Origin of the sequence: Thermobifida cellulosilytica TB100 (assembly GCF_001517975.1) — a bacterium.
GTDB lineage: Bacteria > Actinomycetota > Actinomycetes > Streptosporangiales > Streptosporangiaceae > Thermobifida > Thermobifida cellulosilytica.
Genome location: NZ_KQ950183.1, coordinates 151,527 through 166,640, shown reverse-complemented (window position 1 = coordinate 166,640; position 15,114 = coordinate 151,527). Strand labels below are relative to the sequence as shown.

At 74.3% G+C, this 15,114-nt stretch carries 18 protein-coding genes; 10 read left to right on the top strand and 8 right to left on the bottom strand.

Annotated elements, in window-relative coordinates:
* Nucleotides 1–245 precede the first annotated feature (245 nt).
* The 7 genes from hisF to hisD all read right to left on the bottom strand — a co-directional run bounded on the left by hisF (nucleotide 246) and on the right by hisD (nucleotide 5,693).
* Nucleotides 246–1,016, bottom strand: coding sequence for an imidazole glycerol phosphate synthase subunit HisF (gene hisF / locus AC529_RS13445; protein ID WP_068757190.1), 771 nt, complete (start codon nucleotides 1,014–1,016; stop codon nucleotides 246–248).
* The gene (priA, locus tag AC529_RS13440) at nucleotides 1,013–1,750 is read right to left on the bottom strand and encodes a bifunctional 1-(5-phosphoribosyl)-5-((5-phosphoribosylamino)methylideneamino)imidazole-4-carboxamide isomerase/phosphoribosylanthranilate isomerase PriA (protein ID WP_068757189.1); all 738 of its coding nucleotides are present in this window, start codon (nucleotides 1,748–1,750) and stop codon (nucleotides 1,013–1,015) included. Before priA ends, hisF begins: the two co-directional genes overlap by 4 nt.
* A 58-nt stretch (nucleotides 1,751–1,808) precedes the next feature.
* The gene (gene hisH, locus AC529_RS13435) at nucleotides 1,809–2,444 is read right to left on the bottom strand and encodes an imidazole glycerol phosphate synthase subunit HisH (RefSeq protein WP_068757188.1); all 636 of its coding nucleotides are present in this window, start codon (nucleotides 2,442–2,444) and stop codon (nucleotides 1,809–1,811) included.
* A gap of 28 nt (nucleotides 2,445–2,472) precedes the next feature.
* On the bottom strand, nucleotides 2,473–2,634 hold the full coding sequence (locus AC529_RS20525) for a hypothetical protein (protein ID WP_198156419.1): 162 nt from the start codon (nucleotides 2,632–2,634) through the stop codon (nucleotides 2,473–2,475).
* On the bottom strand, nucleotides 2,631–3,224 hold the full coding sequence (gene hisB, locus AC529_RS13430) for an imidazoleglycerol-phosphate dehydratase HisB (RefSeq protein WP_068757187.1): 594 nt from the start codon (nucleotides 3,222–3,224) through the stop codon (nucleotides 2,631–2,633). The genes AC529_RS20525 and hisB overlap by 4 nt, the downstream gene beginning before the upstream one ends.
* Nucleotides 3,225–3,288: 64 nt before the next feature.
* Complete coding sequence (locus AC529_RS13425) at nucleotides 3,289–4,392, bottom strand: histidinol-phosphate transaminase (protein WP_068757186.1); 1,104 nt, start codon at nucleotides 4,390–4,392, stop codon at nucleotides 3,289–3,291.
* Nucleotides 4,389–5,693 carry a histidinol dehydrogenase gene (gene hisD / locus AC529_RS13420; protein ID WP_068757185.1) on the bottom strand — a complete coding sequence of 435 codons (1,305 nt, stop codon included), beginning with the start codon at nucleotides 5,691–5,693 and terminating at the stop codon, nucleotides 4,389–4,391. Before hisD ends, AC529_RS13425 begins: the two co-directional genes overlap by 4 nt.
* 110 nt (nucleotides 5,694–5,803) lie before the next feature.
* On the opposite strand from hisD, the gene AC529_RS13415 reads away from it, so the two are divergent.
* The 5 genes from AC529_RS13415 to AC529_RS19695 all read left to right on the top strand — a co-directional run bounded on the left by AC529_RS13415 (nucleotide 5,804) and on the right by AC529_RS19695 (nucleotide 9,668).
* Nucleotides 5,804–6,367, top strand: a complete 564-nt coding sequence (locus AC529_RS13415) for a ferritin (protein WP_068757184.1) — start codon at nucleotides 5,804–5,806, stop codon at nucleotides 6,365–6,367.
* Nucleotides 6,368–6,420: 53 nt separating this feature from the next.
* Entirely contained in the window at nucleotides 6,421–7,098 is a 678-nt protein-coding gene (locus tag AC529_RS13410; RefSeq protein WP_068757183.1) for an LON peptidase substrate-binding domain-containing protein, read from the top strand.
* A gap of 29 nt (nucleotides 7,099–7,127) precedes the next feature.
* Nucleotides 7,128–7,607 (top strand): Cys-tRNA(Pro) deacylase, encoded by a 480-nt coding sequence (gene ybaK, locus AC529_RS13405; protein ID WP_068757182.1) that lies wholly within the window; start codon nucleotides 7,128–7,130, stop codon nucleotides 7,605–7,607.
* Between the two features lie 96 nt (nucleotides 7,608–7,703).
* Nucleotides 7,704–8,837, top strand: a complete 1,134-nt coding sequence (locus tag AC529_RS13400; protein ID WP_068757180.1) for a TIGR04222 domain-containing membrane protein — start codon at nucleotides 7,704–7,706, stop codon at nucleotides 8,835–8,837.
* Between the two features lie 126 nt (nucleotides 8,838–8,963).
* Nucleotides 8,964–9,668 carry a PadR family transcriptional regulator gene (locus tag AC529_RS19695; protein WP_083948205.1) on the top strand — a complete coding sequence of 235 codons (705 nt, stop codon included), beginning with the start codon at nucleotides 8,964–8,966 and terminating at the stop codon, nucleotides 9,666–9,668.
* 54 nt (nucleotides 9,669–9,722) lie between these two features.
* Here the strand turns inward: AC529_RS19695 and AC529_RS13390 are convergent, their stop codons facing one another.
* Nucleotides 9,723–10,250 carry a hypothetical protein gene (locus AC529_RS13390; RefSeq protein WP_068757178.1) on the bottom strand — a complete coding sequence of 176 codons (528 nt, stop codon included), beginning with the start codon at nucleotides 10,248–10,250 and terminating at the stop codon, nucleotides 9,723–9,725.
* Nucleotides 10,251–10,935: 685 nt separating this feature from the next.
* On the opposite strand from AC529_RS13390, the gene AC529_RS20160 reads away from it, so the two are divergent.
* The 5 genes from AC529_RS20160 to AC529_RS13370 all read left to right on the top strand — a co-directional run.
* Nucleotides 10,936–11,073: a keywimysin-related RiPP gene (locus AC529_RS20160; protein ID WP_157080207.1), complete on the top strand. Its 138-nt coding sequence runs from the start codon at nucleotides 10,936–10,938 to the stop codon at nucleotides 11,071–11,073.
* Nucleotides 11,074–11,235: 162 nt separating this feature from the next.
* Complete coding sequence (locus AC529_RS13385; protein ID WP_232306730.1) at nucleotides 11,236–12,945, top strand: asparagine synthase-related protein; 1,710 nt, start codon at nucleotides 11,236–11,238, stop codon at nucleotides 12,943–12,945.
* On the top strand, nucleotides 12,926–13,198 hold the full coding sequence (locus AC529_RS13380) for a lasso peptide biosynthesis PqqD family chaperone (protein WP_068757174.1): 273 nt from the start codon (nucleotides 12,926–12,928) through the stop codon (nucleotides 13,196–13,198). Before AC529_RS13385 ends, AC529_RS13380 begins: the two co-directional genes overlap by 20 nt.
* Nucleotides 13,195–13,611, top strand: a complete 417-nt coding sequence (locus AC529_RS13375) for a lasso peptide biosynthesis B2 protein (protein WP_068757172.1) — start codon at nucleotides 13,195–13,197, stop codon at nucleotides 13,609–13,611. The genes AC529_RS13380 and AC529_RS13375 overlap by 4 nt, the downstream gene beginning before the upstream one ends.
* 7 nt (nucleotides 13,612–13,618) lie before the next feature.
* On the top strand, nucleotides 13,619–15,114 hold a 1,496-nt coding region (locus AC529_RS13370), incomplete at its 3' end, for an ABC transporter ATP-binding protein (protein WP_232306729.1).

The following is a 15,114-nucleotide window of genomic DNA, read 5'->3' as shown; positions in this document are numbered from 1 at the left end:
GACGCACGGTTTCCCACCGTACCCAGCGGCCTGCCGGACGACACCGGTCGGTTCAGCGCTGTGGACGGCCCGGGTATTCCGCCGCCGCAGCGCACCGGACGTCCGCTTCCGGTCAGCGTGGCGGGCCGCCGCAGGACGGTGCGGGGGGCGGCTCGGTCCGGGACCGCTGCGCGGGCGCCCTGCCGTGTCCGGTGTGGGCCCCGGCGCGGGGCGTGTGCTGCGCGCCGGGGCCCGCACCGTCGGGCTCAGCGCACCGGGTGGCCCTTGGCGCGCAGGTCCGCCTTGACGTCGTTGATGGTGAACTCGCCGAAGTGGAACACGCTGGCGGCCAGGACCGCGTCGGCGCCCGCGTCCACCGCCGGGGCGAAGTGCTCCACGGCGCCCGCTCCCCCGCTGGCGACCAGCGGCACGGTCACCGCTTCGCGCACCGCGCGGATCAGCTCCAGGTCGAAGCCGGCCTTGGTGCCGTCGGCGTCCATGGAGTTGAGCAGGATCTCGCCCGCGCCGAGTTCCACGGCCTGCCGGACCCACTCGATCGCGTCGATGCCGGTGCCCCGGCGTCCGCCGTGCGTGGTGACCTCGAACCCGCTGGGGGTGGTGGTCCCCTCGACGGTGCGGCGCACGTCGGCGGAGAGGACCAGCACCTGGTTGCCGAAGCGCTGGGCGATCTCGCGGATCAGCTCGGGGCGGGCGACCGCGGCGGTGTTGACGCTGACCTTGTCGGCCCCGGCGCGCAGCAGCCGGTCGACGTCGTCGGTGCTGCGCACGCCGCCGCCGACGGTGAGCGGGATGAACACCTGCTCGGCGGTGCGGCGCACCACGTCGTAGGTGGTCTCGCGGTTGCCGCTGGAGGCGGTGACGTCCAGGAAGGTGAGTTCGTCGGCGCCCTCGGCGTCGTAGCGCCGGGCCAGTTCGACGGGGTCTCCCGCGTCGCGCAGGTTCTGGAAGTTGACGCCCTTGACGACCCGTCCCCCGTCGACGTCGAGGCACGGGATGACGCGTACCGCCAGGCTCATCGGGCGGCCTCGCGCACCGTGGCCAGGGCCTCCTCCAGGGTGAACGCGCCCTCGTACAGGGCGGTGCCCATGATGGCGCCCTCCACGCCCTCGGGGACCAGGGACGCCAGCGCCCGCAGGTCGTCCAGGCTGGACACGCCGCCGCTGGCCACGACCGGCTTGTCGGTGCGCGCGCACACGTCGCGCAGCAGGTCGAGGTTGGGGCCCTTGAGCGTGCCGTCCTTGTTGACGTCGGTGACGACGTAGCGGGCGCAGCCCGCGGCCTCCAGGCGCTCCAGCGTCTCGTACAGGTCGCCGCCGTCGCGGGTCCAGCCGCGCGCGGCCAGGGTGGTGCCGCGCACGTCCAGGCCGATGGCGATCCGGTCGCCGTGCTCGGCGATGATCCTGGCGCACCACTCGGGGTTCTCCAGCGCGGCGGTGCCGATGTTGACGCGGCGGCAGCCGGTGGCCAGCGCCGCGGCCAGCGACTCGTCGTCGCGGATGCCGCCGGACAGCTCGACCTTCACGTCGAGCCTGCCGACGATGGAGGCCAGCAGCTCCCGGTTGTTGCCGCGGCCGAAGGCGGCGTCCAGGTCGACCAGGTGGATCCACTCGGCTCCGGCGTCCTGCCAGGCCAGGGCGGCCTTCAGCGGGTCGCCGTAGCGGCCCCCGGTGTCGGCCTTGCCCTGGACGAGCTGTACGGCCTGGCCGCCCGAGACGTCGACGGCGGGCAGGAGTTCGAGTGTGGGCGCCATGTGGATTGAACCTTTCACGGGTGGGGAGAACGTCGGGGCCGCTCCGGCGGCGGGCCGGTCAGAGGGTCGCGACCCAGTTGGCGAGCAGGTGGGCTCCCGCGTCTCCGGACTTCTCCGGGTGGAACTGGGTGGCCCACAGCGGGCCGTTCTCCACGGCCGCCACGAACGGGGAGCCGTGGGTGGACCAGGTGACCAGCGGCGGCTTCAGGTACGGGTTGGTGTCCGCCATCTCCCAGGTGCGCACCCCGTAGGAGTGGACGAAGTAGAAGCGGGTGTCGCGGTCGAGCCCGGCGAACAGGGCGGAGCCCTCGGGGACGTCCACGGTGTTCCATCCCATGTGCGGGACGACGGGGGCGTCCAGCCGCTCCACGGTGCCGGGCCACTCGCCGCAGCCGGGGGTGGTGACGCCGTGCTCGACGCCCCGCTCGAACAGGATCTGCATGCCCACGCAGATGCCCAGCACGGGTCGGTTGCCCGCCAGGCGCTTGCCGATGACGCGGTCGCCGTTGACGGAGCGCAGCCCCTTCATGCAGGCCTCGAACGCGCCGACCCCGGGCACGACGAGCCCGTCGGCCTCCAGCGCGGCGTGCGGGTCGGCGGTGACGGTGACGTGGGCGCCGACTCGCTCCACGGCCCGCTGTGCGGAGCGCAGGTTTCCCGATCCGTAGTCGAGGATGACGACACGTGGCTGCACGGGTGGGCGTGCCTTCCTGTGAGGGCGGTCAGAGGTAGCCGAGGCGCAGCACCCCGGCGGCCAGGGCCAGGACCGCGCAGGCGGCCAGGCCCGCGGCGAGGGCGCGGTTGGTCTTCCACGTCGCCAGGGTGCCGCCGACCAGCAGTCCGCTGAGGCCGATCAGCAGCACCCCGAGGAGCGTGATGCTCACAGCGCTCCCTTGGTGGAGGGGATCCCGGTGACGCGGGGGTCCCGCTCGCAGGCGAAGCGCAGGGCCCGGGCCAGCGCCTTGAACTGGCACTCCACGATGTGGTGGGCGTTGCGGCCGTAGGGGACGTGGACGTGCAGGGCGATGCGGGCCTGGGCGACGAACGACTCGAAGATGTGCCGGGTCATCGTGGTGTCGTAGTCGCGGCCGATCACCGGGGGCATGCCCTCGGGTTCGGAGTGCACCAGGTAGGGGCGTCCCGAGACGTCGACGGTGACCTCGGCGAGCGCCTCGTCCAGGGGGACCTTGGCGTCGGCGAAGCGCCGGATGCCGGCCTTGTCGCCGAGGGCCTCGCGGAAGGCCGCGCCGAGGGCGAGGGCGGTGTCCTCCATGGTGTGGTGGGAGTCGATGTGCAGGTCGCCCTCGGTGCGCACGGTGAGGTCGAACAGGCCGTGCTTGGCGAGCTGGTGGAGCATGTGGTCGAAGAAGCCGACGCCGGTGGAGATGTCGGCGGCTCCGGTGCCGTCGAGGTCGATCTCGACCAGGACCTTGGTCTCGTTGGTGGTGCGTTCGACGCGGCCGGTGCGGCTCATGGTCTGGATTCTCCTCGTCGGGGGCGGTGGACCGCCGGGGTCGGGGTGGGTGGCGGGGCCGTGCTCAGGCGCGGCCGGTCGCCGCGAGCAGCGCGTCGCGGAAGACGGCCATCTCCTCGGGGGTGCCGACGGTGACGCGCAGCCACTCGGGCGGCCCCACCTCGCGGATGAGCACCCCGCGCTCCAGCAGGTCGGCGAAGACCGCGGAACGGTCGGGGAAGCGGCCGAACAGCACGAAGTTGGCGTCGGAGTCGGCGACCTCGAAGCCGTGGGCGCGCAGCCACTCGACGAGCGCGTCGCGTTCGGCGCGCAGCGCGTCGACCGCGCCCAGCAGTTCGTCGGCGTACTCCAGGGCGGTGCGGGCCACCGCCTGGGTGACGGCCGACAGGTGGTAGGGCAGCCGTACCAGTTGCAGGGCGTCGACGACGGCCGGGTGCGCGGCGAGGTAGCCGAGCCTCGCCCCGGCCAGCGCGAACGCCTTGGACATGGTACGCGAGACGATGACGTTGGGGTGGTCGGGCAGCAGGGTCAGGGCGCTGGGGGTGCCCTCGCGGCGGAACTCGGCGTAGGCCTCGTCGACCACGACGACGCCGGGGGAGGCCGCGGCGACCGCCTCGACGGTCTCCAGCGGCAGCGCGGTGCCGGTGGGGTTGTTGGGCGAGGTCAGGAAGACCACCGCGGGCTGGTGCTCCTTGACCGCGACCACGGCGTCGTCGACGTCCACCTCGAAGCGCGCGGTGCGGGGCACCGACACCCAGCGGGTGGCGGTGCCGCGCGCGATGATCGGGTGCATGGAGTAGGACGGCTCGAAGCCCACGGCGGTGCGGCCGGGGCCGCCGAACGCCTGGAGGATCTGCTGGAGGACCTCGTTGGAGCCGTTGGCGGCCCACACGTTGGCGGCGTCCAGGCCGTGGCCGAGGTAGTCGGCGAGCGCCTGGCGCAGGGCGACGGCGTCGCGGTCGGGGTAGCGGTTGATCCCGGTGGCGGCCTCGGCGACGGCGCGGCCGATCGCCTCGGCCAGCCGCTGCGACGGCGGGTAGGGGTTCTCGTTGGTGTTGAGGACGGCCCGCACCGTCAACTGCGGGGCGCCGTAGGGGGCCTGTCCGCGCAGGTCGTCGCGGAGGGGCAGGTCGTCGAGGCCGAAGCCGGGGTGTCCGAGGTCGCTCACGCCTGCTCCTCCAGCGGGATGCGTGCGGTGACGGCCTCGCCGTGCGCGGGGAGGTCCTCGGCCTGGGCGAGGGCCACCACGTGGTGGGCGACGTCGGCGAGGGCGGCGCGGTCGTACTCGACGACGTGGATGCCGCGCAGGAAGGTCTGCACGCTCAGTCCCGAGGAGTGGCAGGCGCAGCCGCCGGTGGGCAGCACGTGGTTGGAGCCCGCGCAGTAGTCGCCCAGGGAGACCGGCGAGTGGTCGCCGACGAAGATCGCCCCGGCGTTGCGCACCCGGGCGGCGACCTCCCGGGCGTCGGCGGTCATGACCTCCAGGTGCTCGGGGGCGTAGGCGTTGACGACGGCCAGCCCGTGGTCGAGGTCCTCGACGAGGACGATGCCGGACTGGGGACCGGAGAGGGCCTGGGCGATGCGCTCGCTGTGCTTGGTGGCGGGCACCCGCTCGGCCAGCTCGGCCTCGACGCGGTCGGCGAGCTCCTCGGAGGGGGTGACCAGCACCGACGCGGCGACGACGTCGTGCTCGGCCTGGCTGATCAGGTCGGCGGCGACGTAGCCGGGGTTGGCGGTGTCGTCGGCGAGGACGGCGATCTCGGTGGGGCCGGCCTCGGAGTCGATGCCGATGACGCCCTTGAGCAGGCGCTTGGCCGCGGCGACCCAGATGTTGCCGGGGCCGGTGACCATGTCGGCGCGGGCGCACTCGCCCGCCCCGTAGGCGAACATGGCGACGGCCTGGGCGCCGCCCACGGCGTAGACCTCGTCGACGCCGAGCAGGGCGCAGGCGGCCAGGACGGTGGGGTGCGGCAGTCCGCCGAAGTCGGCCTGCGGCGGCGAGGCCACGGCCAGGGAGCCGACCCCGGCCTCCTGGGCGGGCACGACGTTCATGACGACGCTGGAGGGGTAGACGGCGCGGCCGCCGGGCACGTAGAGGCCGACCCGGTCGACGGGGACCCAGCGCTCGGTGACGGTGCCGCCGGGGACGACCCGGGTGGTGGTGTCGGTGCGGCGCTGGTCGCGGTGGACCAGGCGGGCGCGGCGGATCGACTCCTCCAGGGCGGCGCGCACGGCCGGGTCGAGCTCGGCGAGCGCGGCCTTCAGGGCCTCGGCGGGGACCCTGAGGTGGGCGGGGCGCACCCCGTCGAAGCGCTCTCCCAGTTCGATCAGCGCCTCGACCCCGCGTCTGCGCACGTCCTCGCAGATGGGACGGACCTTCTCGACCGCGGACGCGACGTCGGTCTCGGCGCGCGGCAGCGAGTCGCGCGGATCGGCGGGGTTGCCTCGGAGATCGATTCGGGAGATCACGCCCCTCATTGTAGGGGCGGCCCCGTGCGGGGCTCCCCGGGCCGCGAGGCCTGTGGACGGGCGCGTCCTCTCTTCCGCATACTTTGCGCCCGTGCGGTCAGCGGCGGGGTATGAGTATCGACGTCCACACGTCCCACCAGGGACTCTCGAAGTTCCACCAACTGCTGGCGGACCAGCTCCGCCACGAGTTCACCGCCTCGCAGCAGTACGTGGCGCTGGCCGCGTGGTTCGACGGCCGGGACCTGCCCCGGCTGGCCGGGTTCTTCTACCGCCAGGCGCTGGAGGAGCGCGACCACGCGATGATGATCCTGCGCTTCCTGCTCGACAGCGGCGTCCCGGCCCCGGTGCCGGGGACCGACGCGGTGCAGAACGACTTCGACACCCCGCGCGACCCGGTCGCGCTCGCCCTGCGCCAGGAGCGCGTGGTCACCGACCAGTTCCACCGGCTGGCCGCGACCGCGCGCGAGGAGCACGACTACACCGGCGAGCAGTTCCTCCAGTGGTTCCTCAAGGAGCAGGTGGAGGAGGTCGCCACGATGTCGACGCTGCTGACGGTCATGGACCGCGCCAACGGCGACCTGTTCGCCGTGGAGACCTTCGTCGCCCGCGACCTGAGCCCGGGGGGCGCCGCGGAGACCGGGGCCCCGGAGACGGCGGGACCGGCCGTGTCCTGAGGCCGCCCGCCGCCGCGGGACGCCGCTCCCCCGCCGGCGGGCATACTTGTACGGTGTCCACCGCGCTGCCGCTCTTTCCGCTCGGCTCGGTCCTCTACCCGGGCCTGACCATGGCCCTGCGCGTGTTCGAGGACCGCTACCTGAGACTGGTGGACGACCTGATGGCGCTGCCCGCCGACCAGCCCCGCCGCTTCGGGGTGGTGGGCATCCGGCTCGGCCACGAGGTCGGGGAGCGGGGGGCGCACCAGATCGCCGAGGTGGGCTGCACGGCCGAGATCAGCGCGGTGCAGCGCCGCTCCGACTCCGGCCTGGACCTGGTGGTCGCGGGGGTGGAGCGGTTCCGGGTGGTGGAGTGGATCGAACCGGACAAGGACACGCCCTACCTGCGGGCGCGGGTCGTCGCGCTGCCCGAGGAGAGCGGCGAGGACGCCGAGGTCTGGCGGGAGCGGGCGGCCCGGTCCTTCGCGGTGTACCTGGAGCGCCTGGAGCGCATCGGGGTGCTGGCCGCAGAGGACGCGGAGCTGCCCGACACGCCGCCGGAGGCCGCCTACGCGGTGGCCGACGCCCTGGTTCTGGACATGCCCGACAAGCAGGCGCTGCTGGAGGCCCCCTCCGCGGCCGAGCGCCTGGCGCTCGCCGTCGACCTGCTGCGGCGGGAGAACCGGGTGCTGTCCGCGCTTCGCCTGCTGCCCGCGGGGCGCTTCCCGCAGCAGGTGATCAATCTGAACTGACCGGTCCACGTCACGGGAAGCGAGCAGCGTTGAGCGGTAAGGGAACTCCGGCCACGGTCGCGGCCGAGCGCGGCGGTGTGGCGTTCACCCTGCACAGCTACGAGGTCGCCGGAACGGACTCCTACGGCAAGGAGGCCGCGGCGGCGCTGGGGGTGTCGCCCGAGCGGATCTTCAAGACCCTGGTCGCCGAGGTCGACGGCACGCTGACGGTGGGCGTGGTGCCGGTGGCGGGCAGGCTCGACCCCAAAGCGCTGGCGGCGGCCGTGGGCGGCAAGCGGGCGCGGATGGCCGACCCCGCCAGGGCCGAGCGGGCCACCGGGTACGTGCGCGGCGGCATCAGCCCGCTGGGGCAGCGCAGGAAACTGCGGACCGTGGTGGACTCCTCGGCGCTGAAGCACGAGACCGTGTACGTGTCGGCGGGCCGGCGCGGTCTTCAGATGGAGCTGGACCCCGCCGACCTGGTACGGCTCACCGGGGCCGACACCGCCCCGATCTGTGCCGTGGACTGAGTCCCCGGCGGGGGCGGCGCAGGCTCTTTCCCGTCGCGGAAAACCGACCTAGTGTGATCAATATCCCGTTGACACAGCACAGGCGAGGAGTCCGCGATGGTCGCCGCGGTGGTGTGGGGCACGGCCCTGCTCTACCTGCTCGTCACGTTCTGCTATGCGGCGACCCGGATCCGTTACTCGCGGGTGCGCGCGGCCGGTCCGCTGCGGCCCGCGGTGCTCCCCGGTGACCTGGACCCCTACACGCTGGCCCTGCTCGCCGGAGGCCGCACGCGGATGGGGGAGGTGGCGGTGGCCGAGCTGTTCCTCGCCGGACGGATCACGGCGTGGGGCCCCGGCATGGTCGCCCGCGTCCCGGACTCCCGGCAGGCGCCCCCCGCCCCGCTGTCGGCCGCGCCGTTCGTGCGGCTGCTCGCCGCGCGCCTGGTGAGCGACCGACCGCTGCCCGTGGACCGGCTGGCGTCCACGGCGGCGTGCGGCGACGCGGTCACCGCGACGCTGTGGCGGCTGCGCCGGCTGGGGCTGTTCCTGGCCCCGGACCGGTTGCGCCGGGTGACGGCGCTGCGGCGGGCGGCGTGGCTCTCCCAGGCGGCCCTGGGGGTCACGGGCGTACTGGGCGCGGGGTTCGCGGTGGGGTGGACGGTGTCGTCGGCCTCGGCGGACCGCTCCCCCGCACCGCTGCTGCTGGTCCTGCTGCTGGGCTACCCCTTCCTGCTGCACGCGGCCTACCGTGCGGCCGGCGGTCTTGCGGGGGCGGTGGGGGCGGCGGCGCTGGTGGTGGCGGTGAGCGCGGTGGCCGGGAGGTTCGCCGCGGAGCTGCTGGCCGCCACCGCGCTGTTCGCGGGGTGGTTCGCGGCCTACGCGGTCTACCGGGGCACCGGGGGGCGGCTGGGGCCGCGCTCGGCGGCCGGGGACGTCCTGCTGGCCGAGGCCCGCGCGGAGCTGGAGACGTGCGGCGGCGACGGGGCGCTGCTGCGGGCGACCGCGCTGCTGGGGTTCCGCGGGCTGCGGGCAAGAGGAGCGCCGCCGGCGGCCCCGCCCCGGCTGGTGCGGCTGGCCGCCTTCGCCGCGGCGTGCGGGCGCTCGTTCGGCTGCGCGGACCGGGGGGTGGGCGGGGACTTCGGCTGGGACGGGTCGTGCGGCGAGTGGGCGCGCGCCGAGCGCCTGCCGCTGCCGTCGGCCGCGCAGCACGGCGGCCGGGACCGCGGGGGACCCTCCTCCGGCCGCCCCTGAAACCCGGCGGCGCGGGGCCGCGGCGTCGTGGAAGCAGCACTCGGGGTATTGTCGCCGACTGATATCCGATATATCGTTAAATTGTCGATCGTTCGGTTGTAGTCGCCGACCTCTCGAGGAGACCCGATGGCCACCACGTTCATACCCCTGGGCTGGAAGATCGGCGGACCGGGCTGGGCCCGGCGCCTCCCCCGGCCGAGGCGCTTCCTGCACCGGGCGAGCGCGCGCGGTCCGCGCCGCCCCGGAGGGTTCCGGCCGCCGTTCCCGCCGCCGCACGGCCCCTGGGGCCTCCACCCCGGCGGACCGCTGTTCGGCGGCCCCGGCGGGCCGTTCGGCTTCTTCGGCGGCCGCGGACCGCGCGCCCGGCGCGGCGACGTGCGCGCCGGGATCCTGCTGCTGCTGGCGGAGCGGCCGATGAGCGGCTACGAGATCATCAAGGAGAGCCAGGAGCGCAGCGGCGGCGCCTGGCGGCCCAGCCCTGGCTCGGTCTACCCGGTGCTGCAACAGTTGGAGGACGAGGGCCTGGTCACCGCCGCCGACGGCGAGGGGGGGCGGCGCCGCCCCTACCGGCTGACCGAGGAGGGGCAGGCCTACGTCGCCGAGCACGCCGAGGAGCTGACCCCGCCCTGGGAGAGCGCGGCCCGGGAGTACGAGGAGGCGCACGCCCCGCACGCCGAGCTCGCCCAACTGGCCGCCCAACTGGCCGCCGCCGCGGCCCAGGTCTCCCAGGTGGGCACCGCCGACCAGGTGGAGCGGGCCAAGCGGCTGCTGGTCGAGGCGCGCCAGGGCGTGTACCGCATCCTCGCCGAGGACGACGAGGGGGACGACTGACCGGGCGGCCCGGTCCTCCCCGGAGCGGGCCCTCCCCTCGGCGGCCGCGGCGGCTCAGGAGCCGTCGCCGGGGTCGGCCCGCTCCTCCTGCCACAGGGTGAGGGCCTCGAACAGCCCGTATTGCAGGACCGCGCTGAAGGACCACAGCAGCAGCGCGCTGTAGGAGCGCAGGGTCAGCCCGGTGCGGACGACGTCGCCGGGGCGGGCCAGCAGCAGGGCGGCGTCGGCGGCGCGCAGGTCGAGTCCCGCGCCCACGCCCCAGGCGACGCAGGAGCCCGCCAGGGTCCCGGTGACGACCCCGATCAGGGCGGGCAGCCGCAGGTCCAGCCCGTGGCGCTGGGAGGCCCGCTGCTGGAGGAGGTAGCAGGTGTAGCCGACGGCCAGTCCGGCGGCCAGCATCACGACCGAGTACCAGCCGTCGACGGCGAACCAGCTCTGGGAGAGCGGGTAGCGGGCGAGCCCTTGGGAGGTGACGGTCGCCTCGGGACGCGGCGCCAGCAGCCACCACAGCACCCCCAGCGGCAGCCCGAGCAGTGTGATGCCGCCGAAGACCACCGCCCCCACGGCGAGTTTGCGCCCCATGACCGGCCCACCCGTCCCCTCTCGGTCGTTCCGCCCCGAGGGTATCTCCTGCCCGGAGGCCCCGCCGCCGCGGCGCGGGGCGGCGGAGCCGCACCCGCAAGGAAATCGCACCGCGCGCCAAAAGCCCGGCCCCGCCCGGACGAAGGGATTTCCGGCCGCCTTACCGCTCAGCCGAGCCGCGGTTCTCCAGGGTCCGCGGTCCTCTTTTCGGCCCCGTCGCCCAAATGCCGGACGACCTATTCCCAGGGCGGACAACCGGGGTTGCCCTTTTTGTCCGAAATTCCTTCTTCCCCGCATCGACACGGCCTTTGTCCCGCGTTCCGGACGGCGTCGCGGCCGCTTCCGGGCCCCTCCCGCCGCCCCCTCGGCCGCGCCGCAGCGGCGGGCGGCGACCGGAGCCGGCGCGGCACTCCTCCGACCACCGTAGCCCTCCGGCGCGGCGGCGCGCCGGGGCCGACACCCCGCCGGACCCCTTCCCCGGGACAGCCCTCCACCAGCGGAAACACAATTTCTGAACGTTTCTGCACAGCAGATTCCCTTCTTCATTTATGTCAAGTTTGGTCATACCAATCCTTTCTGACCTCACCTGTTGCCATGTGTCACAGAATCCCCTAGCCTTTGTGCTACCTGCAGGCAGTTACGCAGCGCGCTCATCCGTATACCTCGATTCCGAGAAGAGGGAACGATGCAGGAAAAGAAGACCCAGCGCAAGAAGTACACCCGGCCGCAGATCGCCAAGGCGGGCGGTTTCAAGGAGTCCACGGGCTGGATTCAGGGGAAATGGGGCCTGGAGATCTACCTCATCTTCCCGCGCTACCTGTAATCCCCGTCCCACACCGTCACTGTCTTCACCGGAGGGTCCGTGGTCGGCCGCACCAGTCCCTACTTCGCTGTTCTCCCTGATGTCGGTGCTCTTGGGAGTGCGGCCGACCACCTTCCGGAACACCACCGGCGGGCCGCGCACCCCTCGGGGCGGCCCTGGATCGTGGGCGAGCTCCCGGACGACCAGTTCCTGCTGGTCGAGTCGGGGCAGCGGCGTCTCGCCGTGATCGGACGCTGTGCTGCGAGCCCGGACCGGCTGCGTGCCGAGCTCGACCGGCTCGACGACGTGTCCGGGCTCGACCGGCTCGCCCGCGCCCTGCCCGGCAGCTTCCACCTCGTCGCGGTGGCGGGCGGCCGGATACGCGTGCAGGGCAGCGCCTCCGGGCTGCGCCGGGTCTTCCACGCCGCCGTCGGTGCGGCCCGGATCGCCGCGGACCGCTCCGACGTCCTGGCCGACCTGCTGGGGGTCTCCCCCGCCCCGGACGTCCTCGCGCTGCGGATGTTCCACGGCCTGCCGTACCCGCTCAACGAGGCGTCCGTGTGGCCCGGCGTCGAACCGGTCCCCGCTGGGCACTACCTCGACCTCGACCTGCACGGCGGCGGCCACCGGGTGGTCCGGTGGTGGCGTCCCCCCGAGGCCGAGCTGGACGTGGCCGCCGGGGCTCCCCTGCTGCGCGAGGCCCTGGCCGAGGCGGTGGACGCGCGCACCCGCGGCGGCGGAGTGGTCAGCGCCGACCTGTCCGGCGGCCTGGACTCCACCCCGCTGTGCGCGCTGGCCTCCCGCGGCTCGGCGAAGGTCGTCGCCCTGACCCTCCACAGCGACCTGGACACCGACGACGACCTGCGCTGGGCGCGGATCGCCCGGCGCTCCTTCCCGTCGGTGGAGCACGTGGTGTTCTCCTCCCACGACCTGCCCGGCTTCTACGCCGGACTGGACGGGGAGCTGCCCCTGCTGGACGAGCCGTCGGTGGCCGTGATGAGCGCCCCGCGCGTGCTGAGCAGGCTGCGGATGGCCCAGGAGCACGGCTCCCGCCTGCACATGGACGGCCTGGGCGGCGACCAGATGCTGAGCGGCACCCCCTCCCTCTACCACGACCTGCTGCGCAGCCGACCGCTGACCGCGCTGCCGCTGGTGCGCGGCCACCGCCTGCTGCTCGGCCTGTCCCTGGCGACGACCGTCGCCTCCCTCGCCGACCGCCGCGACCTGCGCGCCTGGTTCGCCGCCACCCGGCGCTGCGTGGCCACCGGGGAGGAGCCCCGCAACGCCGACTTCGGCTGGGACGTGCTGCCCCACTGCGGCCCGTGGCTGACCGCCGAGGCCCGGGAGCGCGTGCTGGCCCGCTTCGACGCGGCGGCGGAGTCCCTGGAGCCGCTGGCCCCCACCCGGGGCAGGCACGCCGACCTGGCCTCGATCCGCTCCGCGGGCCGGGACCTGCGGCTGATCCACCAGGTCGGCGGGATCGGCCTGCCCAGCGCGGAGTCGCCCTTCCTCGACGACCGCGTCATGGAGGCCTGCCTGCGGGTGCGCCACGAGGGCCGGACGACCCCGTTCGAGTTCAAACCCCTCATGAAGGCGGCCATGGCCGGGGTGCTCCCGGAGGAGTTCCTGCAACGCCGGTCCAAGACCGACGGGACCACGCTCGCCGCGGAGGGCTTCGCCCGGCAGCGCGACCGGCTCGTCCAGATATGGCGGGAGTCACGACTGGCCGAACTGGGCCTGGTCGATCCGGAGCCGCTGGTGGAGCGGCTCATGCAGCCGTACTCGCACCGCGGACCGGACTGGGGGATGGAACTGACCCTCACCGTCGAGTTGTGGCTGCGTTCCCGCGAACGCGTCCTACAGGGAGCAAACGGTGGAGACAACAGGAGCTGAGTTCCGGCTGCGGCCGGACGTCTCGATGGCCGAGACCGACTACGGCCTGGTGCTGCTGGACGGCCGCAACGGCGAGTACTGGCAGCTCAACGACACCGCGGCGCAGATCGTCCAGCGGCTGCTCGACGGGCACTCGCCCGACGAGGTCGTCCGGTTCCTGGTCAGCGAGTACGAAGTCACCTCCGCGGACGCCGAACGCGACGTGGCCGAGCTCGTCGCCGGCATGCTGGAGAGCGGGATGGTGACGCGGTGAGCGAGTACGTGGTGCTGCAACGCAGCGACGTGCGGCTCTCCCTGGGACAGCGGTGGGCGGCGCGCTGCGCGGTGGGGCTGGCCCGGCTGCTGGCCCGCCGCTCCCCCGAGCGCATCCGCGCCACCCTGCGGCGGCTGCGGGGCACGGTGCGCCCCGCGACCTACCCGGAGGCCAAGGCGGCCCGCGACGCGGTGCTGGCGGTCAGCCTGCGCTGCGCCGGCCTGGAGGCGTGCCTGCAACGGTCCCTGGCGGTGGCGCTGCTGTGCCGGATGCGCGGCACCTGGGCCACGTGGTGCGTGGGGGTGCCCCGGCGTCCGCCGTTCGCCGGGCACGCCTGGGTGGAGGCCGAGGGGCGCCTGGTCGAGGAGGGCGTCGACTACGACTACTTCAGCCGCCTGATCACCGTCGACTGACCCCGCCGTGCGCCTGTCCGCCCCCCGATCGCTGCGCCTGCTGGCCGCGCACCTGTGGCCGCACCGCCGGGCCGTCTGCTACGGCGCGCTGCTGGGCCTGCTCGGCGGCGTCGGCACCCTCGCCGAACCCCTGGTGGCCATGGCCGTGGTCGACGCGCTCGCCGCGGACGGCCCGCTGGGCCGGCTGCTGGCGCTGCTCACCGTGCTGGTGGTGGGCGGCGCACTGGTCGCCGGGATGAGCTCCTACGTGTTGCAGCGCACCGCCGAGAGCATGGTCGCGGCGGCGCGCGAGCGCCTGGTCTCCCACATCCTGCTGCTGCGCGTGCCCGAGCTGGACCGGCTGCGGCCCGGCGACCTGCTCTCCCGGGTCACCTCCGACACCACCCACATCCGTTCGGCGGCCGGGCAGGCGCTGGTGGACTCCGCGAGCGCGCTGCTGGTGGCGGTCGGCTCGGTCGTGCTGATGGCGTGGATCGACCTGCCGCTGCTGCTGGTGTGCCTGGCGGTGATCGGGGTGATCGGCGCGGGCTCGGCCCTGCTGATGCCGCCGATCAGGAGGGCCAGCGAGCGGTCCCAGCGCGCGGTGGGCGAGGTCGGCGCGCTCCTGGAGCGCTCCCTGGGGGCGTTCCGCACGGTCAAGGCCAGCGGAGCCGAGCAGCGCGAGACCGCCTCGGCGCGCAGGGCGGTGCGCCGCGCCCGGCGCGAGGGGGTGCGCGCCGCCGGGTGGACGGCGGTGACCGACGTCGCCGCGGTGGTGACCTCCCAGGCGGCGTTCCTGGTGGTGCTGGGCGTGGGCGGCGCGCGCGTGGCCACCGGCGCGCTCGACGTCTCCGGGCTGGTCGCGTTCCTGCTCTACCTGATCCGGCTGACCGGTTTCGTCGCGCAGTTGGCGCAGGGGGTCAGCAGCGTGCAGAGCGGGCTGGCCGCGATGCGCCGCATCGAGGAGGTGGAGCGGCTTCCGGTGGAGCGGAGCGGCCCGGCCCACCGGGCGGGCCTGCCCGAACGGCCCGCCTCGGTGTCCTTCACCGGGGTGACGTTCCGCTACCGCGAGGGGCCGCCGGTGCTGCGGGACGTGACGCTGGAGGTGCCCGCCGGAGGGCTGACCGCGCTGGTCGGCCCGTCCGGAGCGGGCAAGACCACCCTGTTCTCGCTGGTCGAGCGGTTCTACGAGCCGTCGGAGGGCACGGTCGCCGTCGACGGCGTCGACGTGCGCGACCTGCCGCTGGCGCGGCTGCGCTCCATGATCGGCTACGTGGAGCAGGACGCGCCGATCATGGCGGGCACCCTGCGGGACAACCTCTGCTACGCCGCCCCCGGCGCGGGCGAGGAGGAGCTGCGCCGGGTGGTGGCGCTGACCCGGCTGTCCTCCCTGGTGGAGCGGCTGCCCGACGGGCTGGACACCGAGGTCGGCCACCGCGGGACGGCGCTGTCGGGCGGCGAGCGCCAGCGGGTGGCGATCGCCCGGGCGCTGCTGCGCCGCCCCGCCTGCTGCTGCTGGACGAG